The organism is Mucilaginibacter sp., assembly GCF_039925265.1.
GTDB lineage: Bacteria > Bacteroidota > Bacteroidia > Sphingobacteriales > Sphingobacteriaceae > Mucilaginibacter.
Map to the genome: position 1 here is coordinate 1 of NZ_JBDSZG010000023.1, position 13,559 is coordinate 13,559.

Consider the following 13,559-nt stretch of genomic DNA (forward strand, 5'->3'; position numbering starts at 1 on the left):
GATCAGCTCTTCCCGTAAACCCTTCGGGAAATGAACCCCTGCGAAGAGCCGACCCGATCTTATTAAATCTTCATCCTCTATTTTCATACACCTTTTTTTAGTGTATAGTTATTTCAGGACGGGTCACATGCCGCCGCTCAGTTCTGCCAAGTGGCAACTAATTATTAGCTATGGCCACCTACCCCTGCGGCGGGGACGCCGCCTAAGAGGCATCACTCGGCTGGAGCCGAGCGATTGCGTGGGGCTAAAACAAAAAAAGACGCGAAGTATCGCGTCTCTACAAAATATTGTGGTTAAATAATACTACACCAAATACTCAAACAGCGTAGCGTCCTTGTTGATCTCGATCACTTCGAAGCGGTGTTCTTCCATGCGTTGTATCAATGCCGGGTAATCGGCGGCGTTTTTTAGTTCGATGCCAACCAGGGCGGGGCCGTTCTCTTTAGAGTTTTTCTTGATGAACTCAAAGCGGGTGATATCATCGCCTGGGCCTAATACGTTGTTCACAAATAATTTCAAAGCACCCGGGCGCTGCGGAAAGCGCACGATGAAGTAATGCTTTAAACCTTCGTAAAGCAGCGATTTCTCTTTGATCTCCTGCATCCGGTCGATATCGTTGTTGCCGCCGCTGATCACGCAAACCACATTCTTGCCTTTTATTTGGTCTTTAACCGAATCCAGGGCTGTTACGGATAGTGCGCCTGCGGGTTCTACCACAATGGCATCTTCGTTGTAAAGCTTTAGTATGGTGGTACAAACCTTGCCTTCGGGCACGGTGAGCATATCATCCAAAACATCACGGCACAGCAGAAAGGTTTTTTCGCCAACACGTTTTACAGCTGCACCGTCTACAAACCGGTCTATGGTTTTTAGGGTTACGGGTTCTCCTTTTTCAATAGCGGTCCACATGGATGGGGCACCCTCGGGTTCAACACCTATCAGTAAAACATCCGGGTTTTGCTGCTTTAGGTATGTCCCTGCACCTGCTGACAAGCCGCCCCCGCCAACGGGCATAATTACCACTTCAACCTCGGGGAGGTCTTCAAATATCTCTACGCCAACGGTTCCCTGCCCTTCAATAATTTGCTCGTTATCAAAAGGGGGGATAAACGTCATGCCGTGGGCCTCGGTGTAGATCAGGGCCTCACGCAGGCAATCGTCAAAAGTATCGCCAACCAAAATTAGCTCCACGTTGCCGTTGCCAAACATTTCTGTCTGTTTTACTTTTTGTTTGGGGGTAATTTCGGGCATAAAAATTACGCCTTTGGTACCCAGTTTTTTGCAGGAGAAAGCTACACCCTGCGCATGATTACCCGCGCTGGCGCAAACTACGCCGCGGCTCAGCTGTTCGGTATTCAACCTGCTGATCATGTTGTAAGCGCCCCTTAATTTATAGGAACGAACGATCTGCAGGTCTTCCCGTTTTAAATATATCTCGCACTCGTATTTTTCAGAAAGGCGGGCGTTATGTTCTAAAGGCGTATGTTTTACCACGCCTTTCAGCCGCTCGTACGCCGCTTCAAAATCGAGGTGATATTCCGTCACTGTGTCCATTGTTCTTAGTTCTTTACCAGCTTAAAGGCCATCAGTTGCTGCAGGTCATCATCGTTGATGTCCAGCTTTACATCTGCAAGCGTTAAAAAGCGTTTATATGCGTCGTACAGCTCGTCTTTATCCAGCTTATGCCCAAGTCGTTCCAAATGGAATTTAAGGGCGTGGCGGCCACTGCGTGCGGTTAGCACAATGCTGGCGCTGGGGAAGCCAACATCTTCGGGCCTAATAATCTCGTAGTTCTCACGGTTCTTCAAAAAGCCATCCTGGTGAATGCCCGAGCTATGCGCGAAAGCGTTGCCACCCACGATAGCCTTATTCGGCTGAACCGGCATCCGCATCTGGCTACTGATCATGCGGCTCATCTCGTAAAAATTACGACTGTTGATATTGGTATGCAGGCCAAGTGTTGCATGCGTTTTCAGGATCATCACCACCTCTTCTATAGCGGTATTACCCGCGCGTTCGCCAATGCCGTTGATGGTACCTTCTATCTGGCGGGCACCGTTCTGTAAACCGGCGATGGAGTTGGCGGTTGCCAAACCAAGGTCGTTATGGCAATGCACCGATATGATGGCCTTATCAATATTCTTAACGTTCTCTTTCAGGTATTTGATCTTGGCACCGTACTGATCCGGCAGGCAGTAGCCGTTGGTATCTGGGATGTTCACCACGGTGGCACCGGCAGCAATAACCGCCTCAATCATTTGGGCTAAGTATACCACATCGGCACGACCAGCGTCTTCGGCATAAAACTCAATATCCTCAACCGATTTTTTGGCGTATTTAACGGCTTCAACGGCACGCTCCAGGATCTCCTCGCGGGTGCTGTTGAATTTATGCTTGATGTGCATGTCCGACGAGCCGATCCCGGTATGGATGCGCGGATGTTTGGCGTATTTAAGCGATTCTACCGCTACATCAATATCCATTCTGTTGGCACGGGTAAGCGCGCAAACGGTAGGCTCTTTTACAGCTTTGGAAATTTCCACAACGCTCATAAAATCGCCCGGACTCGATACCGGAAAACCTGCTTCAATAATATCCACGCCCAGTATTTCCAGTTCGCGGGCTATATCGATCTTCTCAGGGGTTGTCAGCTGGCAGCCCGGTACCTGTTCGCCATCGCGAAGCGTGGTATCAAAAACATAAACGCGGTTGGGATCGTGTAACATAGTATTTTAGATTTGAGATGTTAGATTTGAGATTTGAGACTTTTTGCAAAGCCCGAGTCCTCTATCTTTCATCGGTGTTTCATTTAAATGTTAGATATGAGATTTGAGACTCATACCCTTCATCAGGTTTCTTCTTTTTATCAATCATTTTAAGTAACGGAGCGAGCGTCTCACATCTCAATACTCAAATCTCTTTCACAGCTATAAATCTTAATCTTTTATAATCGGCGTACCATTGGCCGTTTTCGTTATAAACGGGTTCCAATAGGGCGGTTATTTCTTTTAATAGTTCTTGTTTTTCGCTTTGCGGGATGCCTAATAGGTACAGCGGGGCAAACATGGTTATCCATTTGGCCACGCCTTCGTCGCCATCCTGCAGCGGTGTTTTACGGTCGAAATGCGAAGCGAAGGCAACTCGGAAACCTTGTGCTTCCAGTCGGCTGGTATAATCGCCCAGTGAAGGGAAATACCAAACTTCGGTTTCGGCCTGGCGTTTGTAGCCGTGCTTGCGCAGTACCTGGCGGGTTGCCGCTATCAGTTGCTGCACATTGCCTTTACCGCCCATTTCCGCCACAAAGCGGCCGCCGGGTTTAAGGGCATCGTAAACGCATTTAATGGCCGCATCGGCATTCTTTATCCAGTGCAGCGTGGCGTTGGAGAATACGGCGTCAAATTTCTCATCAAAATGAAAATCGGTACCATCCTTCACAAAAAAATCAACCTCCGGGTAAGTAGCCTTTGCTTTGGCTATCATATCCGGTGAAGCATCAATGCCCGTAACTTTCGCGCCTTTTTGCTGGATCTGGCTGGTTAAATAGCCGGTGCCGCAACCCAGATCGAGGATCCGCTCATCGGGTTTCATCCCCAATAATTCCAACACATTCTCTCCGTATTGAAATACAAAGGCGTGCTTATCGTCGTATAATTCTGCGTTCCACTTCATGTTAGTTCATTTGTTCAATGGTTCATTAGTTCATTGGGCTTTTCGTCTGCACATCTGCACATTTACAAGTAGCTCAACACTTTTTGTCCCATGGCTATTGTGCCTAATATTTTACTTTTATCGGTATTGGCATCAGCGATATCACCGGTGCGGTAGCCTGCTTTTAATGTTTTGTCTATCGCGTCGGTAATGGCTTTTGCTTCATCCTTCAGTCCGAAACTGATCTCCAGCATCAGGGCTACCGATAGGATGGAGGCCAGCGGATTTGCTTTGTCCTGCCCGGTAATATCATGTGCCGAACCGTGGATAGGCTCAAAAAAGCCAGTGCCATCGCCAATAGATGCAGATGCCAGCATCCCCATGGAACCTGCAATTTGCGAGGCCTCATCAGTAAGGATATCACCGAACAGGTTAGCGGTTAGCACCACATCAAACTTTTTAGGGTTTTTAACCAACTGCATGGCAGCATTATCAATAAACATGTGCTCGGTTTCTACTTCCGGGTATTTTTTGGCCATGTCCTGTACTACCTCGCGCCAAAGGCGTGATGACTCCAGTACATTAGCTTTATCTACCGAGCATAGTTTTTTACCGCGCACCATGGCAGCTTCGTAAGCTTTTATGGCAATGCGTTCCACCTCGTAACGGCTGTAGATCATCAGGTCGGACGCGGTGTTGCGGTCTTCACTGCGTTTTTTCTCGCCGAAGTAAACGTCGCCGGTCAGTTCGCGGAAGAACAGGATATCTGTACCTTTCAGTATCTCCGGCTTTAGGCTTGATGCATCCAGCAACTCATCAAAAAGCATAATAGGGCGCAGGTTGGCGTACAAACCAAGTTCCTTGCGGATCTTCAACAAACCCTGCTCCGGACGAACCTTGGCAGAAGGATCATTATCATATTTGATATGGCCAATAGCACCGAAGAGGATAGCATCGCTTGCTTTTGCTTTCTCCAGTGTTTCATCGGGCAGCGGGTTGCCGGTAGCCTCGATACCCGCGTGGCCCATCAGCGCCTCGTCGAAGGTAAACTCGTGACCAAAATTGGCGGCAATTTTCTCTAAAACGGCCTTTCCCCAGGTGGTAACCTCGGGGCCGATGCCATCACCGGGTATTACTAGTATGTGTTTTTGCATAAGCTCTTGCCCCCTAACCCCCTGAAGGGGGAACTTTTTTTGATTTTATAATTTATTTACGCCGCGGACTTCGTTCAATTTCATGATCATCAGTTCCGCGTCGGTTTCAATCCAGTTATTATATTCTTCGATGGCTTGCAGGCGGTCTTCATTACTGATGTAGCCTTCATCCACCATCTGCGTCATCTGCGCTACCGACGACCAGATGCCCACCTTGTGCGCGAAATTTGCATCGCCTTTTTTGTAGACTTCGTTGGCTTCCAGTATTTCAACCGATGTTAATCCGGCCTCTGTAAAATACTCAGGCAGGTCTTCGGCAATGTGGTTGTTCATCCCCGCATCGCCGCGCCATCTTAAAAAGGTAGCGTAAAACTTCAGCATACTTGCCGGCGGTTGAGGCTTCCATTCCAATGCCTCGTGGTTATAATCCAATACGGATAATATTCCACCCGGTTTCAGCATCGATTTGAATTTTACCACCGCTTCCTGCGGGTTGCTTAACCATTGCAGCGTTCTCGCCGATGTGATCAGGTCGAACTTTTCGGTCGGGTCGTAAGCAAACAGATCGGTATGGATCAGTTCCAGGTTATCGATAGCAGCATAAGTCTCCTTGCCGCTTTCAATAAAATAGGCCGTGTTGTCTATGCCCGTTACATGCCCCGTTGAGCCAACTGCCAAAGCAATGCCTTTAGAGATAGCGCCTGTTCCGCAGCCCACATCCAGCACTTTCCAGCCCGGTTGCAGCAGTGGGGGCAGGGTGGTATAATCAACTTCCAAACTACGCTCATCGAATAGTTTGGCGGTGCCTTTGCCTTCTCTCTTAATCTCTTTGTTCATTAGTTCACTGGTTCATTTGTTCATTGGTGGATGTTGGTGATTTACCTACTCACCATTCTCTATTCACCACTCACTATTTTCCTTCAAATTCCGCTATCAGTTCTTTTTTGCTGAGGATGTAGTCAATGTCGTCGTAACCGTTGGTCATGCAGGCTTTTTTGTAGGGGTTAACCTCAAAACTTTCTGTTTCTCCGGTGGCTACAATTTTTATGAACTGGTCTACCAGGTCTATTTCTATCACCGCGTTAGGATCAGCAAAAACGGCTGCAAATAATTTCGCCAGGAAATCTTCGCTCACCTGTACCGGCAGTAAACCATTGTTTAATGCATTGCCTTTAAAAATATCGGCAAAAAAGCTGCTCACTACGGCATCAAAGCCATAATCGGCAATGGCCCATGCAGCATGCTCACGGCTGCTGCCGCAACCGAAGTTTTTGCCGGCAACCAGTATCTTGCCACTGTAAATCGGCTCGTTTAAAACGAAATCCGTTTTTGGGTTGCCGTCGTTATCATAGCGCCAATCCCTAAACAGGTTATTGCCAAAACCATCGCGGGTAGTGGCCTTTAAAAACCTTGCGGGTATTATCTGATCCGTATCGATGTTCTCGATAGGCAGCGGCACTACGCTGGTTTGTATGTGTTTAAATATTTTGGTTGCCATATTCTTTTTTCCTTACCGTCATTGCGAGGTACGAAGCAATCTCTAAGCTGTGCATAACCGATATGCAAATCGGGAGATTGCTTCGTGCCTCGCAATGACGCCTGTTTAATTATGCCAATTCCTCTTCCTTTAGAAACTGGCGGATATCCGTCACCACCCCCGTTATCGCGCTTGCTGCCGCCGTTAGCGGACTCGCTAAAAACGTGCGGGAGTTTGGCCCCTGCCTGCCTTCGAAGTTGCGGTTGGAGGTGGATACGCAGTACTTACCTGCGGGGATCTTGTCCTCGTTCATGCCCAGGCATGCGCTGCAACCCGGTTCGCGCAGCGGGAAACCTGCTGCGTCGAATATTTTGTCTAACCCTTCGCGGATGGCTTGTTCCTGTACTTGTTTGGAGCCGGGCACTACCCATACGGTAACGTTATCGGCTTTGTGTTTGCCTTTTACAAATTCAGCCACCTGGCGCAGGTCTTCTATGCGCGAGTTGGTGCAGCTGCCGATAAACACGTAATCGATAGGTTTGCCTAACAATTGCTCATCATCGTGCAGGCCCATGTAATCGAGGGCTTTTTTGTACGAACCCTGTTCTTTCTGCTCAAAGGAGGCAGTTTCGGGTACGTGCTGTGTAACGCCTATGCCCATCCCCGGGTTGGTTCCGTAGGTGATCATCGGCTCAATATCTTCGGCTTTAAAGCTTAATACGCTGTCGAAATCTGCATCTTCATCAGAATACAAAGTTTTCCAGTAAGCTACTGCCTCGTCCCACGCTTCGCCCTTAGGGGCAAATTCGCGGCCTTTTACATAATTAATAGTGGTTTCGTCGGGCGCTATCAATCCGCAACGTGCACCCATTTCGATGCTCATGTTACAGATGGTCATGCGGCCTTCCATGCTTAAACTACGGATGGTATCGCCGGCATATTCTACCGCGTAGCCTGTACCGCCTGCTGCCGAAATTTGTGCGATGATGTACAGGATGATGTCCTTAGCGCCAACGCCGTTTTGCAGTTTGCCGTTCACTTCAATCTTCATCCTTTTTGGGCGCGATTGCAGCAAACATTGGGTAGCCATTACTTGCTCTACCTGCGAGGTGCCTATACCGAACGCAATAGCGCCAAAAGCGCCATGGGTAGAGGTATGGCTGTCGCCGCAAACGTAAGTGCCGCCCGGACGGGTGATACCCAGCTCGGGGCCTATAACATGGACGATACCCTGGAATGGATGCCCTAAACCGTAAAGTTCGATGCCGAACTCCGCACAGTTTTTGGTGAGCATATCAACCTGGTAGCGGGAAAGTTCTTCTTTAATGGGGAGGTGCTGGTCCCAGGTGGGGACGTTGTGATCGGCCGTGGCAACGGTTTGTTTTGGCCTGAAAACTGGTAACCCTCTTGCGCGCAAACCATCAAATGCCTGCGGGCTGGTTACCTCGTGTATGAAATGTGTATCGATGTATAAAATATCCGGGAAACCCTCGTTGCTACTGACGACGTGCGCATCCCAAATTTTGTCGAATAATGTCTGTCCCATGTTTTTTAAAGTTGAAAGTCAAAAGTTAAAAGTCAAAAGTATAAAGCGGCTTGTTAACCTTCCACTTTATACTTTCGACTTTAAACTTCACTATGCTTCTACAGCCTGGTTCTCGGGGCGTAAACTGCGTACAGTTTTGCCGGCTTGCCATAATTCGCTTTCGCGTAATTCTGCTAATTCAGCATCCAATTTCTCGCGGTAATCATCTTTACTGTTGCTATCGATAGATTTTTGTGATTCAACACCGGTAGCAACGCTTTTGTACAGGTCTTCAAATACCGGTTTAGTAGCATCGCGGAATTTTTTCCACCAGTCTAAAGCACCACGTTGTGCAGTGGTTGAACAGTTGGCGTACATCCAGTCCATACCGTTTTCTGCAACTAACGGCATTAACGATTGGGTTAATTCTTCTACTGTTTCGTTAAACGACTCGGAAGGTGAGTGGCCGTTAGCACGCAATACTTCGTACTGTGCAGCAAAAATGCCCTGAATACAACCCATTAGTGTACCACGCTCGCCGGTTAGATCGCTGAATACCTCTTTACGGAAATCTGTTTCGAACAGGTAACCGCTACCAACAGCAATACCTAAGGCGATAACGCGCTCGAAAGCTCTGCCTGTAGCGTCCTGGAAGATAGCGTAGCTTGAGTTTAAGCCACGGCCCTGTAAGAACATACGGCGCAATGAAGTACCAGATCCTTTTGGAGCAACCAAAAATACATCCACATCAGCAGGAGGGATGATGCCGGTTTGCTCGTTAAAAGTGATACCGAAACCGTGAGAAAAGTATAATGCTTTGCCCGGAGTTAAGTGTTTTTTAACGGTTGGCCATACGGCTATCTGTGCAGCATCGCTCAATAAATAGCAAATTACGGTTCCTCTTTCTAAGGCTTCTTCAATTTCAAAAAGGGTTTCGCCGGGTACAAAACCATCAGCAATGGCTTTATCCCATGTTTTTGAATTTTTACGCTGGCCAACAATTACGTTGATACCATTGTCTTTTTGATTGAGCGCCTGGCCCGGACCTTGAACACCGTAGCCAATTACTGCTACAACTTCGTCTTTTAATACGTCCTGAGCTTTTGATAAAGGGAACTCTTCGCGGGTTACTACATTTTCTTCACTACCGCCGAAATTTAGTTTTGCCATTGTTTTTATTGTTTTTGCTTAATTACACCGGCATTTATGATTGCACCGATGTGTTTGTTTTATTGTGATTTATAACTGTTTCTATTTTTTCGTCCCGTCATTGCGAGGTACGAAGCAATCTCAGAACTATGCATAGCTGATATGCAAATCGGGAGATTGCTTCGTGCCTCGCAATGACGCACGTGTTTACTACATCGTAAACACTTTTTGCCCCTTATTCAAATATTCGTTTTCTATGACGTCCTCGCCTGGTTCAAGCCTTTCAAACTCGCGGAGCTTGCTGTTGAAGCCGTCGCTTTTTTTGATGATGGCAACACGTGCGCTGCGTACAAACTCTATCAAGCCGTATGGCTGCAGAATTTTGATGAGCGCATCGGTTTCTTCGCGGTGGCCGGTGGTTTCAAACACGGTGTAATCTTTACGGATCACTACCGCGCGGGCACCATTCTCGCGCAGCAAACGCTCTACGCTAACTTTTTCGGCAATAACATCGGTGCTCATTTTATACAGCGCCATTTCCTGCCAAACCACATCCTCGTTGGTGTGGTAGTATACTTTTAGTACTTCAACCTGTTTTTCAATCTGGCGGGTAAGCTTGCGCACTACATCTTCAGATTCTGTGATCACGATGTTGAAACGGTGAATGCTCTCAATCTCCGACGGAGACGTGTTCAGGCTGTCGATATTGATCTTACGGCGGGTAAATATGATGGCAATACGGTTTAATAAACCTATTTGGTTCTCCGTATAAACCGTTATGTTAAATTCCTGCTTTTCGTTATCTATGGTTTCCATGTTGCTGTCTTTTAAATTCCCCCTTCAGGGGGTTAGGGGGCTGTTATTTTAATCTGATCTCGCTAACGCTGCATCCTTGCGGCACCATCGGGAATACGTTGTTCTCTTTGGTAACCATTACTTCTAACAGGTAAGCGCCTTTGTGCGCCATCATTTCGTTTAATGTTGGAATAAGTTCCTCGCGTTCTGAAATTGATTTACCATTGATGCCGTAGCCTTTGGCCACCATTACAAAATCGGGGCTTTGGATATCTACGAAAGAGTAGCGGCGCGCGTTAAACAGCTCCTGCCATTGGCGCACCATACCCAGGAAACGGTTGTTGAGGATGATGATCTTTACATCAACTTTGCTTTGCATAATGGTACCCAATTCCTGCAAGGTCATCTGGAAACCGCCATCGCCTATGATCGCGACAACATCACGGTCCTGCGCGCCAAATTTTGCGCCTATCGCAGCAGGCAATGCAAAGCCCATGGTACCCAAACCACCGCTGGTAACGTTGCTGCGGGTTTTGTTCAGTTTGGCGTAACGGCAGGCCACCATCTGGTGCTGGCCAACGTCGGTAACAATAACGGCATCACCTTTAGTGATCTCGTTTAGTTGTTTGATCACCTCGCCCATGGTCATTTCGCCACTTTCGGGGTTAAGTTCTTTATGAATTACCGCCTCAACTTCTTTCGCGGTGTATTCGTTAAAGGTTGCAAGCCAGCCGGTATGTTGTTTTTCTTCCACCAAAGCGGTAAGCAATGGCAGGGTTTCTTTACAATCGCCCCAAACAGGTACGGTTGATTTTACGTTCTTGTCGATCTCGGCCGGGTCGATGTCTAAATGTACCACCTTTGCCTGTTTAGCGTATTTATCCAGGCGGCCGGTTACACGGTCGTCAAAGCGCATACCTATCGCGATCAATACATCGCAATCGTTGGTCAATACGTTTGGCCCGTAGTTACCATGCATGCCCAGCATACCAACGTTTTGCGGGTGATCTGTTGGGATAGCGCCTGCACCAAGTACGGTCCATGCCGCGGGGATCCCGCTTTTTTCTACAAATGCTTTAAATTCCTGCTCGGCACTGCCTAATATTACACCTTGTCCCCAAATGATGAATGGTTTTTTGGCGCTGTTAATGAGCTCGGCAGCCTCCTGGATATATTGGTGGCGAACGATAGGTTTTGGCCTGTAGCTACGGATGTGGTTACATTTTATGTAGCCTTCGTAGTTGAATTTTTGGATCTGCGCGTTCTTGGTAATATCAATTAAAACCGGACCCGGGCGACCGCTTTTGGCAATGTAGAATGCCTTGGCAATAACTTCGGGGATCTCGGTAGCATCGGTTACCTGGTAGTTCCATTTGGTAACCGGGGTGGTGATGTTGATCACGTCTGTTTCCTGGAAAGCATCGGTACCTAAAAGGTGCGCGAAAACCTGCCCGGTGATACAAACCAATGGCGTGCTGTCTATCTGTGCATCGGCCAGGCCGGTAACTAAGTTAGTAGCACCCGGTCCGCTGGTGGCAAACACCACACCAACCTTACCCGAGGTACGTGCGTAACCCTGGCCTGCGTGGATGCCGCCTTGCTCGTGGCGAACCAGGATATGGTTTAATTTTTCTTTATAATCGTAAAGGGCATCATAAATAGGCATGATAGCGCCGCCGGGGTAACCAAAAATGGTTTCCACACCTTCCACGATCAATGCCTCTAATAAAGCTACCGACCCTGAAACTTCTACGGCTTGTGATTTCACCGATTCTGCTGTGATTTCACCGATTTCCTGTGTGATTGTTTGTACTTCCATTGTTATATTGATTACACCGGTGTTGTTTTACCGACTTTATTATTCCTCTGTCTTTATTCTCTTTGTCTTTAATCCCTTATGGCATCTCATCTGTTACGCAACCTTCTGCTGCCGATGTAACGGTTTTTGCATAGCGGTATAGTAAACCTTTGCTAACCTTAAGCGCCGGTTGCTGCCAGGCTGCCTTACGTGCGGCCATTTCTTCGTCGGACAGGATGACGTTGATCCTGTTGGTTGTTGCATCAATAATGATCTTGTCCTCGTCCTTAATTAAAGCGATCGCGCCGCCGTCAAAAGCTTCGGGGGTGATGTGGCCTACTACGAAACCATGTGTACCGCCGCTAAAACGTCCGTCGGTAATTAAAGCCACCGAACTTCCCAAACCTGCGCCAAAGATGGCCGAGGTTGGTTTCAGCATCTCCGGCATACCGGGTGCGCCCTTAGGGCCAACGTTTCGGATAACCACTACATCACCTTTTTGCACGCGACCGCTTTGGATGCCTGCTATCAATTCAAACTCACCATCGAACACGCGGGCAGGGCCTTCAAAATGAGTTCCCTCTTTACCGCTGATCTTGGCTACGCTACCGCCTTCGGCAATATTGCCGTATAGGATCTGTAAGTGACCTGTAGCTTTAACCGGGCTTTCTACCGGCCATATAATTTTTTGCACATCAAAATCCAATGCAGGTACATCTGCTAAGTTCTCAGCTATGGTTTTACCGGTAACGGTAAGGCAATCGCCATGCAGCCAGCCTTGGGCCAAACAGTATTTCATTACTGCGGGCACACCGCCAACGTTGTGCAGGTCTTCCATCATGTATTTACCGCTTGGCTTCATATCGGCCAACACCGGGATGCGGTTACTTACGGTTTGGAAATCGTCCTGCGTTACTTTTACGCCTACGCTTTTGCCCATGGCTATCATGTGCAAAACCGCGTTGGTAGATCCGCCTAACACCATAATCACCACCATGGCATTCTCAAATGCTTCGCGGGTCATGATGTCCGACGGTTTAATGTCTTTCTCTAATAATATTTTAATAGCCGCGCCTGCTGCAAGGCATTCGGCTTTTTTCTCTTCGCTTAATGCCGGGTTTGATGATGAGTAAGGTAAGCTCATGCCCAAAGCCTCTATAGCGGCTGCCATGGTATTGGCAGTATAAACACCGCCGCAGGCGCCCGCGCTTGGACAGGCGTTTTTTATCACCCCCAGGAAATCCTCAGGCGTAATGGTGCCGGCCATTTTTTTACCCAAAGCCTCAAATGCCGATACAATGTTCAGGTCTTCACCTTTCCAGTGACCGGGTTTAATAGTACCACCGTATACCATGATAGACGGGCGGTTTAAACGGCCCATTGCCATAATGGAGCCTGGCATGTTTTTATCGCAGCCAGGCAGGGTTATTAAACCGTCGTAATATTGTGCGCCGGTAACAGCCTCTATAGAATCGGCAATAATATCGCGGCTCACTAAGGAGTAGCGCATCCCTTCGGTACCGTTGCTCATACCATCGCTCACGCCAATGGTATGGAATATCAGCCCAACCATATCTTCGTTCCACACACCTTGTTTAACCAACTTGGCCAAATCGTTCAGGTGCATGTTGCAGGTATTGCCATCGTAACCCATACTTGCCACGCCAACCTGCGCTTTGCGCATATCATCGTCGGTAAGGCCAATCCCGTAAAGCATGGCCTGTGCGGCCGGCTGTGTTGGGTCCTGCGTAAAGGTTTTGCTATACTTGTTTAATTCTATAGCCGCTGTAGTATCTGATGATGAACTCATTTTTTATATTTTACGATCAACGTAAACGCTAAATTTGTTGATAGATGATTAGGTGATAATCTGTTTCTGTAAGTTAGATATAGCTACCGCGAATAACAACAACTTAAAAAAATATTTTCAAAAAGAATATTATATTTTATAATCTAATTTATCAGAATTAAAATTTGTTAAATATAACAAACAAAGAATATAATTTTTAACAC

At 47.6% G+C, this 13,559-nt stretch carries 11 protein-coding genes; all 11 read right to left on the bottom strand.

What is annotated here, in order from left to right; all coding sequences use genetic code 11:
* Positions 1-303: 303 nt before the first annotated feature.
* The 11 genes from ilvA to ilvD all read right to left on the bottom strand — a co-directional run bounded on the left by ilvA (position 304) and on the right by ilvD (position 13,356).
* Entirely contained in the window at positions 304-1,554 is a 1,251-nt protein-coding gene (gene ilvA / locus ABIX36_RS11270; protein ID WP_348082264.1) for a threonine ammonia-lyase IlvA, read from the bottom strand.
* Between the two features lie 5 nt (positions 1,555-1,559).
* Positions 1,560-2,726, bottom strand: coding sequence for a 2-isopropylmalate synthase (locus ABIX36_RS11275; protein WP_348082265.1), 1,167 nt, complete (start codon positions 2,724-2,726; stop codon positions 1,560-1,562).
* 184 nt (positions 2,727-2,910) lie between these two features.
* Entirely contained in the window at positions 2,911-3,669 is a 759-nt protein-coding gene (locus ABIX36_RS11280; RefSeq protein ID WP_348082266.1) for a methyltransferase domain-containing protein, read from the bottom strand.
* 62 nt (positions 3,670-3,731) lie between these two features.
* The gene (leuB, locus tag ABIX36_RS11285; RefSeq protein ID WP_348082267.1) at positions 3,732-4,802 is read right to left on the bottom strand and encodes a 3-isopropylmalate dehydrogenase; all 1,071 of its coding nucleotides are present in this window, start codon (positions 4,800-4,802) and stop codon (positions 3,732-3,734) included.
* Between the two features lie 45 nt (positions 4,803-4,847).
* Positions 4,848-5,639, bottom strand: coding sequence for a methyltransferase domain-containing protein (locus ABIX36_RS11290; RefSeq protein WP_348082268.1), 792 nt, complete (start codon positions 5,637-5,639; stop codon positions 4,848-4,850).
* A 73-nt stretch (positions 5,640-5,712) separates the two neighbouring features.
* Positions 5,713-6,300 (bottom strand): 3-isopropylmalate dehydratase small subunit, encoded by a 588-nt coding sequence (leuD, locus tag ABIX36_RS11295; RefSeq protein WP_348082269.1) that lies wholly within the window; start codon positions 6,298-6,300, stop codon positions 5,713-5,715.
* A 109-nt stretch (positions 6,301-6,409) separates the two neighbouring features.
* On the bottom strand, positions 6,410-7,825 hold the full coding sequence (leuC, locus tag ABIX36_RS11300; protein ID WP_348082270.1) for a 3-isopropylmalate dehydratase large subunit: 1,416 nt from the start codon (positions 7,823-7,825) through the stop codon (positions 6,410-6,412).
* Positions 7,826-7,915: 90 nt separating this feature from the next.
* Positions 7,916-8,974 (bottom strand): ketol-acid reductoisomerase, encoded by a 1,059-nt coding sequence (ilvC, locus tag ABIX36_RS11305; RefSeq protein ID WP_128531876.1) that lies wholly within the window; start codon positions 8,972-8,974, stop codon positions 7,916-7,918.
* Between the two features lie 189 nt (positions 8,975-9,163).
* Positions 9,164-9,769: an acetolactate synthase small subunit gene (gene ilvN / locus ABIX36_RS11310; protein ID WP_348082271.1), complete on the bottom strand. Its 606-nt coding sequence runs from the start codon at positions 9,767-9,769 to the stop codon at positions 9,164-9,166.
* Between the two features lie 43 nt (positions 9,770-9,812).
* Positions 9,813-11,567, bottom strand: a complete 1,755-nt coding sequence (ilvB, locus tag ABIX36_RS11315) for a biosynthetic-type acetolactate synthase large subunit (protein WP_348082272.1) — start codon at positions 11,565-11,567, stop codon at positions 9,813-9,815.
* Positions 11,568-11,643: 76 nt separating this feature from the next.
* Complete coding sequence (ilvD, locus tag ABIX36_RS11320) at positions 11,644-13,356, bottom strand: dihydroxy-acid dehydratase (RefSeq protein WP_348082273.1); 1,713 nt, start codon at positions 13,354-13,356, stop codon at positions 11,644-11,646.
* Positions 13,357-13,559: the final 203 nt, after the last annotated feature.